Origin of the sequence: Hymenobacter telluris, assembly GCF_017313265.1 — a bacterium.
Lineage (GTDB): Bacteria > Bacteroidota > Bacteroidia > Cytophagales > Hymenobacteraceae > Hymenobacter > Hymenobacter telluris.
Map to the genome: position 1 here is coordinate 1 of NZ_JAFLQZ010000028.1, position 14,506 is coordinate 14,506.

Annotated in this window: 14 protein-coding genes; 9 read left to right on the forward strand and 5 right to left on the reverse strand. The window is 57.9% G+C overall.

The window, feature by feature from the left end; translation table 11 throughout:
- From J0X19_RS23585 to J0X19_RS23620, 8 genes are all read left to right on the forward strand, one after another.
- Positions 1-2,997 (forward strand): methyl-accepting chemotaxis protein (locus J0X19_RS23585; protein WP_242583332.1); only part of this gene is annotated, 2,997 nt, incomplete at its 5' end.
- Positions 2,998-3,086: 89 nt separating this feature from the next.
- Positions 3,087-3,593: a chemotaxis protein CheW gene (locus tag J0X19_RS23590; RefSeq protein ID WP_206986884.1), complete on the forward strand. Its 507-nt coding sequence runs from the start codon at positions 3,087-3,089 to the stop codon at positions 3,591-3,593.
- Between the two features lie 81 nt (positions 3,594-3,674).
- On the forward strand, positions 3,675-4,043 hold the full coding sequence (locus J0X19_RS23595) for a response regulator (protein ID WP_026879913.1): 369 nt from the start codon (positions 3,675-3,677) through the stop codon (positions 4,041-4,043).
- Positions 4,044-4,114: 71 nt separating this feature from the next.
- On the forward strand, positions 4,115-5,179 hold the full coding sequence (locus J0X19_RS23600; RefSeq protein ID WP_206986885.1) for a chemotaxis protein CheB: 1,065 nt from the start codon (positions 4,115-4,117) through the stop codon (positions 5,177-5,179).
- Positions 5,180-5,181: 2 nt separating this feature from the next.
- Entirely contained in the window at positions 5,182-6,810 is a 1,629-nt protein-coding gene (locus J0X19_RS23605; RefSeq protein ID WP_206986886.1) for a chemotaxis protein CheA, read from the forward strand.
- Between the two features lie 65 nt (positions 6,811-6,875).
- The gene (locus J0X19_RS23610) at positions 6,876-7,508 is read left to right on the forward strand and encodes a chemotaxis protein CheC (protein ID WP_242583336.1); all 633 of its coding nucleotides are present in this window, start codon (positions 6,876-6,878) and stop codon (positions 7,506-7,508) included.
- A gap of 110 nt (positions 7,509-7,618) precedes the next feature.
- Positions 7,619-8,701, forward strand: coding sequence for an agmatinase family protein (locus J0X19_RS23615; protein WP_206986887.1), 1,083 nt, complete (start codon positions 7,619-7,621; stop codon positions 8,699-8,701).
- Positions 8,702-8,806: 105 nt separating this feature from the next.
- Positions 8,807-9,142 carry a phage holin family protein gene (locus J0X19_RS23620; protein WP_206986888.1) on the forward strand — a complete coding sequence of 112 codons (336 nt, stop codon included), beginning with the start codon at positions 8,807-8,809 and terminating at the stop codon, positions 9,140-9,142.
- A gap of 82 nt (positions 9,143-9,224) precedes the next feature.
- Here the strand turns inward: J0X19_RS23620 and J0X19_RS23625 are convergent, their stop codons facing one another.
- The 4 genes from J0X19_RS23625 to J0X19_RS23640 form a co-directional block, all read right to left on the reverse strand.
- On the reverse strand, positions 9,225-10,493 hold the full coding sequence (locus J0X19_RS23625; RefSeq protein ID WP_206986889.1) for a DUF3570 domain-containing protein: 1,269 nt from the start codon (positions 10,491-10,493) through the stop codon (positions 9,225-9,227).
- Positions 10,494-10,586: 93 nt separating this feature from the next.
- Positions 10,587-10,820 carry a DUF4266 domain-containing protein gene (locus J0X19_RS23630; RefSeq protein WP_206986890.1) on the reverse strand — a complete coding sequence of 78 codons (234 nt, stop codon included), beginning with the start codon at positions 10,818-10,820 and terminating at the stop codon, positions 10,587-10,589.
- Complete coding sequence (locus tag J0X19_RS23635; RefSeq protein WP_206986891.1) at positions 10,817-11,872, reverse strand: FAD:protein FMN transferase; 1,056 nt, start codon at positions 11,870-11,872, stop codon at positions 10,817-10,819. Before J0X19_RS23635 ends, J0X19_RS23630 begins: the two co-directional genes overlap by 4 nt.
- Before the next feature lie 43 nt (positions 11,873-11,915).
- Positions 11,916-12,371: a thioredoxin family protein gene (locus tag J0X19_RS23640; protein ID WP_206986892.1), complete on the reverse strand. Its 456-nt coding sequence runs from the start codon at positions 12,369-12,371 to the stop codon at positions 11,916-11,918.
- A gap of 241 nt (positions 12,372-12,612) precedes the next feature.
- On the opposite strand from J0X19_RS23640, the gene J0X19_RS23645 reads away from it, so the two are divergent.
- A complete protein-coding gene (locus J0X19_RS23645; protein ID WP_206986893.1) occupies positions 12,613-13,131 on the forward strand; it encodes a GAF domain-containing protein in 519 nt (172 codons plus the stop codon).
- Positions 13,132-13,189: 58 nt separating this feature from the next.
- Here the strand turns inward: J0X19_RS23645 and murA are convergent, their stop codons facing one another.
- Positions 13,190-14,494 (reverse strand): UDP-N-acetylglucosamine 1-carboxyvinyltransferase, encoded by a 1,305-nt coding sequence (gene murA, locus J0X19_RS23650; RefSeq protein ID WP_206986894.1) that lies wholly within the window; start codon positions 14,492-14,494, stop codon positions 13,190-13,192.
- Positions 14,495-14,506 lie beyond the last annotated feature (12 nt).

Sequence of the window (14,506 nt, forward strand, 5' to 3'; positions counted from 1 at the left end):
GTGGACTCGCTGAACCTGTTTGCTGGCGAAGTAACCCGCGTGGCCCTGGAGGTAGGTACCGAAGGTAAGTTGGGTGGCCAGGCGCTGGTACCCAACGTGGCCGGCGTATGGAAGGACCTGACCGACAACGTAAACTTTATGGCCTCGAACCTGACCTCTCAGGTGCGCGACATTGCCAACGTGGCCACGGCCGTAGCCCGCGGTGACCTGAGCCAGAAGATGACCGTAGACGTGAAGGGCGAGATTCTGGAGCTGAAGAACATCCTCAATCAGATGGTGGACTCGCTCAACATCTTCGGCGACGAAGTAACCCGCGTAGCCCGTGAAGTGGGCACTGAAGGCAAACTCGGTGGCCAGGCCTCCGTACCGCGGGTGTCGGGCACCTGGAAAGACCTGACCGACAACGTGAACTTCATGGCTTCGAACCTGACCAGTCAGGTGCGCGACATTGCCAACGTAGCCAGCGCCGTAGCCAAAGGCGACCTGACCCAGAAGATGACCGTGGATGTGAAAGGCGAAATATTCGACCTCAAGAACATCCTGAACCAGATGGTGGACTCGCTCAACATCTTTGCTGGCGAAGTAACCCGCGTGGCGCGTGAAGTAGGTACCGAAGGCATCCTAGGTGGCCAGGCCTCCGTGCCCAACGTTAGCGGCACCTGGAAAGACCTGACCGACAACGTGAATACGATGGCCTCGAACCTGACGAGTCAGGTGCGCGATATTGCCAACGTAGCTACGGCCGTAGCAAAAGGCGACCTGAGCCAGAAAGTAACCGTGAACGTGCGCGGCGAGCTGTTGCAGCTCAAAGAAAACCTCAACCAGATGGTGGACTCGCTGAACACGTTCGGCGACGAAGTAACCCGCGTGGCCCGCGAAGTAGGTACCGAAGGTAAACTGGGTGGCCAAGCCGATGTACCGAATGTGCGTGGTACCTGGAAAGACCTCACCGACAACGTAAACACCATGGCCGCCTCGCTCACCAGCCAGGTGCGCGACATTGCCAACGTAACCACCGCCGTAGCCCGCGGCGACCTAAGCCAGAAGGTGTCGGTGGACGTGAAAGGCGAGCTGCTCGACCTCAAGGACAACATCAACCGGATGGTGGACTCGCTCAACATTTTTGCCGGCGAGGTAACCCGCGTGGCGCAGGAAGTGGGCACCGAAGGCAAGCTCGGCGGCCAAGCCGACGTGCCGAACGTAACCGGCGTGTGGAAAGACCTGACCGACAACGTAAACACGCTGGCGGCCAACCTCACCACCCAGGTACGCGGCATCGGCAAGGTAGTAACCGGCGTGTCGCAAGGCGACCTGACCCAGAAGCTGACCCTGGACGCCAAAGGCGAAGTGGCCGACCTCGCCGACACCATCAACCGCATGGTGGACGACCTGAACCGCCTGGCGCAGGAAGTGAGCCGCGTGGCCAAAGTAGCCGGGGTGGAAGGCAAGCTAACCGAACGCGCCAGCGTGGGCGGCGTAAGCGGCTCGTGGAAGGAGATTGTGGATACCCTCAACGACTTGCTCGAATCCATTGCCTCGCCGGTGCTGGAAGTGAGCCGCGTGGTGCGAGCCATATCCGAAGGCGACCTGACGCAGCAAGTGGAAATCCAAACGGCCGGCGACATTCAGGCCATGGCCGATGCCCTTAACATAGCCGTCGATAACCTCAACGACCTGCTGGCCGAAATCAACGAGTCGTCGCAGGTGGTGGGTACGTCGTCGGAGGAAATGGCTGCGAAAGGGCAGGAGATGAGCCGGGTAACGGTTGACGTGGCCTTGGCCATGCAGCAGATGGCCGAAGGTGCACAGAACCAGGCGCTTAAAACCGACCAAGCCTTCAAGCTGATTGAAGAAATCATGCAGGCCACCAAGGAAACGGCTGGCAAAGCCGATGTGGGCATTAAGGCGGCTATTTTGGGGGAGCAAACCTCGCAGCTCGGCTTGAAAACAGTGGCTGAAGTGGTGAAGAACATGGAAGAAATTTCGGCGGCGGCGGCCCAAACGGCCCGTACCATCGAAGTGCTTTCCAACCGCTCCCAGGACATCAGCAAAACCCTGGCTGTTATCACCGATATTGCCTCGCAAACCAACCTGCTGGCCCTGAATGCGGCTATTGAAGCGGCCCGGGCCGGCGAAGCAGGCCGCGGCTTTGCGGTGGTAGCCGAGGAAATCCGGAAGCTGGCCGAAGGCTCACGCCGCTCGGCCTCGGAAATCGGGACGCTGGTTGACGACGTGAAAAAGGACACCACCAGCGCCGCTACGGCAATTTCCACCATGGAAGGCCGAGTGCTGAAAGGTAAGAACGCCACCTTCGAGGCCAGCTCGGCCTTCAAGAACATTGCTACCAGCTCCGGCGAAACCCTGCGTACCTCCCGCGACATTCTCACGGCTACCGAGATTCAGAAAACCTCGATTGGCGACGTGGTGAAGTACGTGGAGGAAGTGGTAGCTATTGCCGAGCAAACCGCTACGGGTACCCAGCAGGTGGCCGGCACTGCCAAGCAGCTTTCGGGTTCGATGCACGAGCTAACCGTATCCAGCCAGCGCCTCACCGACATTGCCGACGACCTGCAACTGGGCTTGTCCAACTTCCAGCTGCTGGAGGAAATCGAGCCGGAGCCCGAGCCAGAACCTGTACGTCCGCGCCGCGCTATGCGCCGTGCCGCTACGCCGCAGCCAGTCGTTTCGGCTACGCCGGAGCGTGACCGGGCTACTATCCGCCGCGCAAATGCCGCCACCGATGCCGCGCATGCGCAAGCCGTAGCCAGCCGGCCGCTGGTAGCTACCCGCCGCGGCGACGTGCGCCCCACAGCCGAAGCCCCGGCCCCAGTGCGCAAGCACACCAACGCCGAACAAAGCGAGGCGCAGCGCACTCGTAAGGCTCGCCGCCGGACCGCGCATGAAGAGAAGGCTGCCCCAACTGCCGAGGCGCCAGCAACCCCAATCGGTTCAGCTGACAAGCCTGCCAAAGCCCGCTCGAAAGCAAAAGCGAAGTAACTCTCCTAAGACAAGGGCCAGGGCTGCCTTAGCATAGCGCCCTGTGCCGTTGGTCTTTCCAGCTCTCACTTTTTGGTTTATCCCAGTAAATGCCTGACTCAGAACAAGCAAGCGACAAAAAGAACGTGAAGGCCGATGCCATCATTCAACTGATTGTATTTCAGCTGGGCGACGAGGAATATGGTTTGCGCATCGAGCAGGTGAAGGAGGTGACCATCACGCCGGAAATTGCGCGGATGCCCAAAACGCCTCCTTTCATCAAAGGCATTGCCAACCTGCGGGGCGACATCATTGCCATTGTGGATTTGGAAGAGCGGTTTGGCTTGCGGCCGGCCGGGCAAGAGTTGCCGGCTACCTCGTACACGCTGGCCATCGAAGCCAAGGACTACACCATTGGCATTGTGGTGCGTGAAGTGCCTCAGCCTTTGTCGATTCCGGTGTCTATCATTGAAAAAGCACCGGATTTTATCCAAGACATCAACATCAACGACAAATACATCGAGGGCATTGCCAAGGTAAACAACCGAATCATTATCGTGCTCGACATGTTGAAACTGCTCACCCCTTCCGAGATAATGCAGTTGCAAAGCAACTAAGCATCTTTGCTCGGCAGCCACCGTACAACGAGCCAGCTTTTACCCTTCTTTGGCCTCCTTTTGGATTTTGAAATTCCTTTTATGAAAAACCGCATCCTCATCGTCGACGACTCTTTCTACATGCGTACGATGCTCAAGAATGTGCTTACTGATGCTGGGTACGAAGTAGTGGGCGAGGCTGCCAACGGCCAGCAAGCCATTGAAATGGCCGCCTCCACTAAACCCGACCTAATCACCCTCGATGTAATTCTGCCCGACAACACCGGGCTCGACGTGCTCAAAGGCATCCGCGAGAATGACCCCGATGTGAAAGTGGTGATGTGCAGCGCCGTAGGGCAAGAGGTAATTGTGAACGAAGCACTGGAAAGTGGTGCCTCGGCCTACATCGTGAAGCCTTTCTCGGAAGAGAAGGTGCTGGAAATTGTAGGCGGCGCCTTAGCGGCCGAATAAGCTGCTGTAGTCACTTCGCGCTGTGCCTGTTGGCGTGGCTAGCCTGCTTGTCGTTTTGGTTTCTCTTGCTCGTGCCTGAATCTTCCCCATCTATTACTGTATTGCTTGGCCACCTGCCTACTACCGGCCGGCTGACCCTGACGCGGCTATTGGAGACGCAGGCAGGCATACGTGTGGTGAATGTCAGTGACAAGCCGGCCGAATTGGTAGGTATGGCTCGGCGGTTGCGCCCGGCCTTGCTGATTGTTAGTGAGGTGCAGGTACGCACGCTCGAGCTGCTAACCCATTACTTGGCCGTGCCGGTAGTGCTCTACTGCGAAGCTGTGCCGCTGGCAGGTACGTTGCGTGAAACCAGACGCTGGGGAGTAGTCGATTATATTCTGGCTTCCGGTGGCTGTGCTGATTGGGCTGGGGATGTGCTACGTAAAATCAGGCAGTATCTGCCCCAAGCAGTTGTTCCGCTTCCCGCACCGGCCCGGTTGCCCGAAGTACCGGGCTTGCCGGGCGGAGTAATTATTGTGGGTGGCTCTACGGGCGGTACGGCGGCAGTTGAGCAGTTGGTGCGAAGCCTGCCGGCCACCTTGGCTTGTGCAGTGGTGGTAGCTGTGCATCTGCCAGGTTCCTTTCTGGATTCGTTTGTAAAGCGGCTGGCGCGGGTATCGGCTTTGCCAGTGGTAGCGGGCTGGCCTGGTACGCAGCTGGAGCCAGGGCGCATTATTGTGGCACCCGGAGGGCACAACCTGGAAATCCGGCCGGCGCTGAATAGCCCTTGGCAGTCTTGGCAGACCGATTTTTCTTCAGAATACAGCCCGTCCGGCGACGAGCCTTCCATCGACATTCTGATGCGCTCAGCCGCCCGCACCGCTGGGCGCAACGTGTTGGGGGTGATACTTACTGGCTTGGGCCGTGATGGTACGTTGGGCGCGCAGGTCATTCGGCAACACGGAGGCACAGTGTTAGTGCAGGATGAAGCCTCTTCGGCGGTGTTTTCAATGCCAAAATCGGTTATTCAGGCCGGTTGGGCCCACGCCGTGCTGCCCCTTGATGAGCTGCCGGCTGCCATTGTGCGCCATGCCGGCCATTTCCGGCGCGTGAGTGTGCGCCCCGCTGCAACCCTTGTTTCCCGCCCCGTCTGACTATGAAATCACGCGAGCAGGAATACCGGGAAATATTCATGTCGGAGGCGCTCGAATACTACGACGCCATGAGCCAGCACATCAGTGAGCTGGAGCGCAATCCGCAGGATCAGCCGTCCCTGAACGAGCTGTTTCGGCTGATGCACAACCTCAAGTCCAACTCGCGGGCCATGGGCTTTACGGAGATTGGCGAAGTGGCGCACCACATGGAAACCATCTTCGGCCTGATTCGGGACAAGCAGCGCGACTTTTCGGGTAGCTTGGCCAAGGTCTTGTTTTCCGGGGTCGATACGCTGGGCACGATGATTCGGGCAATAGGGGAGGAAAAGCCCCTGCCCGACGTCACAATGCTGCTCGACAACCTCGATAAGCTGGTGCGGGGCGAAGAACCCGAACTGGCCGATGATGATTTATCGGACGAGGATGCCAACCGCAAGCTGGAATTGTCGGATTTGGTGTACATCCAGATTAAAAAGCTGGACCACCTACTCAATCTGGTTGGTGAATTAATTATCGACCGGGACCGGATTCTGACGCTTAGCAAGGAGATTGGCAACACGGCGCTGCAAAACACGGCGGCTCATTTGTTCCGCATCACCGACGAGTTGCAGTACTCCGTGATGGACGCGCGCCTTGTGAACGTGGGGTCTCTGCTCAACAAGTTTCCGCGCGTGGTGCGCGACGTAGCCACGGCCGAGCACAAGCAGGTGGAGTTGACACTGAGCGGCCAGGATATCCAAATTGACCGTAACATTCTGCAAATCATTACCGATGCGCTGCTGCATTTGGTGCGCAACGCCGTGGCCCACGGCATTGAAACGCCTGACGAACGGGTGAAGGCCGGCAAGCCCGCGGAGGGCCAGCTGCGGCTCTCGGCCCAGACTGAGCGCGACGACGTGCTGATCCAAGTAACCGATGATGGCAAAGGCATCAATGTGGAGCAAGTGCGCCGCAAGGCTGTGGAGCGGGGGTTGGTAAGCAAGCAGGTGGCCAAAACCCTCGACGAAGACGCGGTGCGGGCTTTCCTGTTCGAGCCTGGCTTCTCGATGGCCAAGGAAGTAACCGAAATATCGGGCCGGGGTGTCGGGCTCGACGTAGTGAAGCTGGCCATCGACTCGTTGGGTGGTCAGTTGCGCGTCGATTCCAAACTTGGTGAAGGCACCACGTTTACGCTGGTACTCCCAACTTCTATTGCCGTAAAAGGAGCCTTGCTTTTCGAGCTAGACGACCGGAGTTACGCCATCCCGCTGATGCACACCGATTCGGTGGTGTCGCTCATGTCGGAGCAGTTGCACATCGTGGGTGGCATGCTGATGGCCGGCATTCAGGGCGAAAATGTGCCGGTAGTCAGCCTGAAACACCTGTTACACGGCGAAGGTCCCATGCAGCCGGTAGTGCGTGCTCAGGTGCAGGGCCGCCACGATATTATCATCATCGACTACAACAACCGCAAACTCGGGCTGATTGTCGACCGTTTCCTGCGTCAGCAGGATATTGTTATCAAACCCATGAGTAAGCCGCTGGATACCATTGAATTGTTTGGGGGCGTGACGTTGCTTGGCAGCGGCCAGGTGTGCCTGGTGCTCGATGTGCCCGCCTTAACTCGACTGTTTCTTGCCCGGCGACCCTAAATTTACGTACTGCCCAAGCCAGCATAGTCATTTTACCGTGCTGGTCGATTAATAGAACAAAGTATATGGACTTGCACATGACGGAACTGGAGCGCGACGTAGTCCGCGAGATTCTGAACATAGGACTGGCCCGCGCCGCCGATTCATTCGCGGTGATTGCCCAAGAAAAGGTGCTTCTTGAAGTGCCTAGCCTCGATTTGGTGCCTGGTACCGGAATTCTGGACCGGGTGCACGCCATTCAGGAAAACCATGTTCCGGTGCAGTCCGATATTCGGGGCGAGTTCAACGGAACCACGCTCATGTTCTTCTCCGGGCAGCATATTCAGCGCTTATCCAAGGTGTGTTTGCGCATGAACACGCCCGCATCCACGCAAATCGATGAGATGCAGGAGTCGTTGCTGCTGGAAATCAGCAACATCATCACGGGAGCCTTAGTCACGCAACTGGCTAACATTCTGAAAGCCCAGATTTACGGCGCTCCCCCCATCGCCCCTCACGGCGACATAGCCTCTTCGCTACACAACCTGCTCACCGAGCAGCCATTGGTGCAGCCACTTATCTTCTCGGTTATCACGCAGTTTTCCGACAAAAACAATTCGGTGGAATTGCCCTTGATGCTGTTCTTCGACCGCCTCACTTTCGAGAAAATCCTCGAAATCATCCGCACCTACGATTTCCTGAACGGACAACCCTCCTAACAGTGAGTTGGTGAGATAGTGAAATGGTGAATTTGATGTTTAGTCTGCGCAAGTTGCGTAAGTCGAACATCAAACTCACCATTTCACTATCTCACCAACTCACCATCTTTATGCCTACAGCCCTCGATAAAAAATTAGCTGACTTCGACCCCAATGCCCTCGGCGACTCGCAGGGCGGGGTGTACGGCCTGCCTTTCACCGTTGAAGAAGCCCAGGTGGTAATTGTGCCGGTGCCCTGGGAAGTAACCGTTTCGTACCGGGCTGGCACCGCCGACGGCCCCGAGGCCATTCGGGACGCCTCGCTGCAAGTGGACCTCTACGACCCGGACCTGCCCGACGCCTGGCGGATGGGCCTAGCCATGGAAGACAACGACGAAAAAGTAGCTAGGCTAAGCCAGGAGCTACGACCCCAGGCTGCTGCCTACATCGGGTGGCTGGAAGAAGGCCAGCCTACGGCTAACAGTGCCCAGCATGCCGCAGCGTTGCCGGCTATTACCAAGCAGGGCCTGGAGTTGCTGAACTACCTCAAGCAGAAAACCGGTGCTTACCTGGATGCCGGCAAAGGCGTAGTGCTGCTCGGCGGCGACCATAGCACCCCACTCGGCTACCTGCACGCGCTGGCCGAGCGCCACGAGGAGTTCGGCATCTTGCAAATTGATGCCCATTGCGACCTGCGGCCGGCCTACGAGGGCTTCGAGTATTCGCACGCCTCCATCATGTACAACGCCCTCAAGCTGCCCCAGGTGAAAAAACTAGTGCAGGTGGGCATCCGTGACCTGTGCCAGCAGGAAGCCGAAATGGTGGAGCACAGCCAGGGCCGCATTGCCATGTTTCATAATCGTTTCCTGAGCAACGAGCGGTTTGCCAAGAAATCGTGGAAGAAGGTGTGTGGCAAAATCATTGCGCAACTGCCCTCGAAGGTGTACCTCAGCTTCGACATTGATGGCTTGGACCCCAAACTATGCCCCGGTACCGGCACCCCCGTGCCTGGCGGCCTGGAGTTCGAGGAAGCCCTTTATCTGATCCGGGAAGTGGTGCGCTCGGGCCGTACCATCATCGGCTGCGACCTGAACGAAGTAGCTCCCGGCGACACCGAGTGGAACGCCATAGTAGGCGCACGCCTGCTTTATAGCATGGCCAACTGGATGGGCGTTTCGCAGGGGCGCCTTGCCGAAAGAGGCGGAGAAAAATAGAGGCTAATTAGGGGAAAAGCACGAAACATAGACGCTAGGCTATCCTTTTCGGGCTGCCTGCGTACATGATTCAACTTTGTCCCCAACCTAACTCTCTCCACACTTATGGGATTCATCCTGAAATTTCTGCTCACGGCAGTTATCACCTACGTGCTGGCCGCGTTTCTGCCCGGCTCACACATTGGTGGCTTCGGCGACGCTATTTTGCTGGTGCTGGTGCTGGCCGTACTCAACGCCGTGCTTAAGCCCATTCTGAAGCTGCTCGGCCTGCCAATTACCATTCTAACACTAGGCTTGTTTCTGCTGGTCATCAACGCGGCCATCGTTATGATTGCTGACGCGCTGTTGTCGGGTTTCGCAGTTGACGGCTTTCTTTACGCATTGCTATTCAGCGTGGTGCTTTCGGTGGTTACCTCGATAATCGACGCAGTAGTAGACTAAGCTTGTCATTTTAGCATAAGCACAAACGGCCCCGCTATTTCAGGTAGCGGGGCCGTTTGTGCTTATGCCAGAGCTGCGGATGTTAGGGCATGGTGAACGATAAGTCGGCGCTGATGAGGCTGGCCGTCAGGCCGGTATCCTGGCGGTAGTAGGCGTAGCGCAAATCCAGCGCCTTAAACTGCGCCACACGCCCCTTAAACGGCGTTTTGAAGCGCCCAATGCCGTATACCGGCGAGTACCGCAACCCCAAGCCCATTTTGTGCGCTGAGAAGGCAGCTAAATCGTAATCGGAGGTGAAATAGGTATCCGTAATAGAGTGTTGCAAATAGGGTGCGAAGTAATCGGCGGCCGTTTGGGTATGGTAGCGGTAGAAGGGGTAGAGCACGAAAAACGGCGTCACTTTCACTGGGGTTTCCAATTCAAACGTGTGGGCCGAAATGCCGAAATTATCGTTGTAGAACCGGTAGTAGCCGCGCACCTGCACTAGGTCGGTGGCGTAGTAAGTCAGGCGCAACCCCACCGGGAACTTGTAGCGCTGGCGCGGTAGTACCTCGGCCTTGGCTGTGCCGAACGCGCCGCCGGTTTCCCGGAAATACACCCGCTGAAACGGCGTGCTTAGTAATCCGCGCTGGGCCACCAGCTCAGTACTGACGGCCGCTTGCAGCCGCTGGGAAAGCACCTGGGCGTACACAATATTCAGGTTGTAGCTCTGGCGCGTGTCAAAACCCGAGCCGTGCTCCTGCCCACCACCGAGGCGCAGCTCCACCGGCAAAATCAGGGTGGCCCGGTCGAAAAACGCCTGCCCGGCTATGCTCAGCTCCCGGTTGCCATCCTTGGAAGCGTGGGCCCACGAGGCGGTTACGTTAACGGAGCTGTAGTCGTATTCCTTGGAAAAGCCGCCGCCCACGCCCACGATGGTGCGCTTGTCGGCCAGCTGGCGTGAAAGTCCCAAGTCCAAATGAAAACGGGTGTCGCTGGAAGATGGGGAGGACAGTACCTGGTCGATTCGGTCAGTGGAAGCCGAGGCGTAGTAGTCCATGCCGAAATTGGCCGACACGCGCGTCACCGAATCAAGGGGGACGTTCAGGATGATGGTGGGCGTGAGGTCGGTGAGGTGCTGGGTGCCCTGGCCGCCCTCCACGGCGCTGTGGTTGCCGTCCTGCTCGTAGTAGCTGGTCAGGATGTTCACTTCGGTTTCGCCGTGGTTGCTGGGGTTGGCGGGGCTGGGTACTGTGGTGGCCGGGGCGCCGTAGCCATCCACCCGGTTGGGTGTGGGCGTGGCCTGGGCCCAACCCAAGGCGGGCAGCAAAAGCAGAGCAGAAGTAAGAACGGCGGGTGAAAGAGGGCGCATAAATGAAGAATTGTACTGATTATTAGGTAGTAAGCATTAAGTAGTGAATAGTAAGTAATCAGGTCTTGGATCTAAATACCCACTACTTGCTACTCAATTGCAGCCGCAGCCGCCGCCTACTTTGCCGCCATTGGCCCCGCCGGCTCCTTCGCGGTAGCTCTGGAAGTTGGTTTCGTACACCTCAATGCGCTTGTTGGCCAGCTTCATGTCCTCGTCGTTGAGGTACACTTTCTGGTAGGCCGCCACCGATACGCAGCCACTCAGGGCGTTGGCGCCCAGCAAAAGGCCGCCGCCCAACGCCAGCCGGAGTATTCTGGATGATTTCATGGTTTCAGGGAAGAAGTGGCCGGAGCCGGCTGGCCGGGCGCGGAATAGTAGTTGACCTGCATATTTTTCGAGGCGAGGGTACGGCCGTCGTTGGTGATGAGCGTGCAGTCGACGCCCTTCAGGCTATTGATAAAGGCCAGCCCAGCTTCCGGACCCAGCACAAATACCACCTCGTCCAGGCCATCGGCCAGCTCCACATCGGGGCAGATAATGGTGACGGAGCGCAACCCGGTGGCCGGGTAGCCGGTATGTGGGTTGATGATGTGCCCGTAGTACTGCCCGCGCACCGTGAAATACTGCTCGTAGTTGCCGGCCGTCACCACGGCCATATCCGATACCGTCAGCCACGAGGAAACCGACTGCGGAAACGCCGGGTCGCCGATGGCAATGCGCCAGCCGGAGCCGTCGGCCTGCTTGCCCCAGCACGACACGTCGCCGGACCCGTTGATAAGGCCGCCCTGAATCCCCATCTGCCGCATCAGGGCCTGGGCGCGCCGCACGCCGTAGCCTTGCAGAATGCCCGCCAGATTCATGCGCATACCCTTGTCCTGGAGCATCACCGAATGCGTAGCCGGGTCGAGCAGCACCTTCTCGTAGTTGATGCGGGCCACCGATGCCCGTACCACTTCCGGCGCGGGCAAGGCGGCGTGTTCCTGCCGGTCGAACTTGTAGATTTTTTCGCCGCCGGCAAAGGTGATGTCGAAGGCGCCGTTGCTGAGTCTGGACAGTTTGAGCGTGCGCGCAATCAGCTCGTACACTTCCTGGTCGACTACCACTGGCCGCAAACCGGCCGCACGGTTCACCTGAGTAATCTGCGAAGAGGAATCCCAGTAGGAACACAGCCGGTCGATGCGCTGCGCTTCCCGGATACCCGTCCGGATGGCCCGCCACGCCAGTGAATCATCACTGGAAACCGCTGTAAATGTGAAGTGGGAGCCCATGAGGTGGGCACTGCGGGTGAAGTTACGGGGCTTGGCGGCCGTGGGGAGCTGGTTGCCGGCCTGGGTGGTGAGGGTGCCAGCCAGCAGCCAACCTAGCAGTACTGCTACCATTCGGCAGCGGGCAGCAGCGGATAACGGGGAGTAACACACAGAATTATTGCTTGGCTAGCAGCTGGGTGAGGTAGGCATCGTACGCGGCCGGGCCACCGGGGCGGTAGCCGGTTTTGGCCAGCACCTTACCGTCCGGCGAAAGCAAAACCACCAGCGGAAAGGCCCCTTCCTTGTTAAGCTGAGCGGCGGCTTGCTCATTGCGCTTGTTTTGGTCGGCCGGGAGCTTGTTCTTCTTGCTGCGCGGAAAATCGAAGCGGGCCAGTACCAGCTTGCCCTGCGCATACTGCGCAAACTCAGGCTGGTCGAATACCTCCTGCTTAAGCATGATGCAGGGCTTGCACCAATCCGACCCCGAAAACACAGCCAGAACTGGTTTATTAACGGCCTTGGCTTGTTGCAGGGCACTACTTAAGTCAGTGTTCCAGGTGAGAGCCGGCGCCTGAGCGTTGGCTTTAAGCACAAGCAGTAGCGCAAAGAGGCACAAAGTGAGTACACGCATGGCTGGAAAAAGGAGAGGGCAAGAATTAAAATTAAATTAAAAATATAACTGTGCCAACAGTCTTTTAGTTGTAGCTCAGTGCATAATTTCTGGCGTTACTACCAGGTATTTCACTGGTCATTGAATTGCATGCTGAGGCTCCAAAAACAAAACAGGCGCAGTAAAATGTGTGCTCAGCTACATTCAAATTCAAGTCGTCTGCGTACTGCGTCTGACACCGAAACGCATTTACAGTAAGTATATGTCTACCACCAACCACGCCTCGGCTATTATCAACCAGTTGCTCGAACAAGTCGGAACTCATTTACAGGTAGACCGGTGCTTCCTCTACGTTCGCGACCCGGCGGTTGGTAAAGGCCGGATTGCGTTCTGTTGGCGCAAAAACGACGTGGTGCCTAACCCCATCCACGATTGGCAACTGGATACCAGCGACTTACCGGAGGAAGATCCCTTATTTCGGGCGGCGCTGGCTTGCCGGCCGTCGGTGTTCGTGGAAGACGTGGAAACCGCCTCGCCCGACGTACTCAACCGGGACTTCGAGCACCAAACCTTCGGCCACCGGGCCCTGATTCACGCTCACATCACCGAAAACGGCCAGCTTTGGGGCATTCTGCAACCCTGCACGTTCGGCCGCCCGCGCTACTGGACTCCGCAGGAGCGTGCCTGGATAGAAGCCATGCTCCCCCGGTTTCTGCCCCTCATTCGGGAGTATATCAGCAGCGTGGAAATTCCGGAGAAACAGACAGAGCCCCAGGCTTAGAAACGTTTCTAAGCCTGGGGCTCTGTCTGCTAAGCTCAATCAATAGAGCCAGAGCTACTTACAGCCGGCGAATCTGGGCGCCCAAGGCGTTCAGGCGCTTGTCGATGTATTGGTAGCCACGGTCAATTTGCTCCACGTTCTCAATCACGCTGCGGCCATCAGCGGAAAGTGCCGCAATCAGCAGCGCTACCCCAGCCCGGATATCGGGCGAGGTCATGGTGATGCCGTGCAGTTGGGTGCGTTTGTCGAGGCCGATAACGGTGGCGCGGTGCGGGTCGCAGAGGATAATCTGGGCGCCCATATCGATGAGCTTGTCCACGAAGAACAGGCGGCTCTCAAACATTTTCTGGTGAATCAGCACCGTGCCTTTGGCCTGCGTAGCCACCACCAGCACAATGCTGAGCAGGTCAGGGGTGAAGCCCGGCCACGTGTGGTCCGATACGGTCAGGATGCTGCCGTCGAGGTAGGTGGCAATTTCGTAGTGGTCCTGCGCCGGAATGTGAATGTCGTCGCCACGGAATTCCAGTTGGATGCCCAGCTTGCGGAACGTGTCGGGGATGATGCCCAACTCCGGAATCTGGCAGTCTTTGATGGTAATTTCCGAGCCCGTCATGGCGGCGAGGCCAATGAACGAGCCGATTTCAATCATGTCGGGGAGCATGCGGTGCTCGGTGCCGCCGAGGCTATCCACGCCCTCAATAGTGAGCAGGTTGGAGCCAATGCCGTTGATTTTAGCCCCCATGCGCACCAGCATCTTGCAAAGCTGTTGCAAATACGGCTCGCACGCTGCGTTATAAATGGTGGTAGTGCCCTCGGCCAATACGGCTGCCATTACAATGTTGGCCGTCCCCGTTACCGAGGCTTCGTCCAGCATCATGTAGGTGCCCTTCAATTTACCATCGGCATGAATCCGGTAGAAATCAGTGCCTTCCAGCGTGAGCTTACCGCCCAGTTTTTCCAGCCCCACAAAGTGCGTATCCAGCGGCCGCCGACCAATTTTGTCGCCGCCGGGCTTGGGCAGCTGGCACTTACCGAAGCGGGCCAGCATTGGCCCCAGAATCATCACCGAGCCGCGCAACGCCCGACCCTGCGCCACAAACTCGGGCATATCAAGGTAATCCAAATGCACGTCATCGGCCTGGAAACGGTAGGTATCAGTGGCCAGCTTGCCGACTTTCACGCCCATATCGCGCAGCAGCTCGATGAGCTTATTGACGTCGCGGATGTCGGGGATGTTGGAGATGGTAACGGGCTCTGAGGTGAGCAGCACCGCGCACAGAATCTGGAGTGCTTCGTTCTTGGCACCTTGGGGTATGATTTCTCCTTTCAGCGGATTGCCGCCAATTACTTCAAATGAGGCCATGTATGAGAAGTT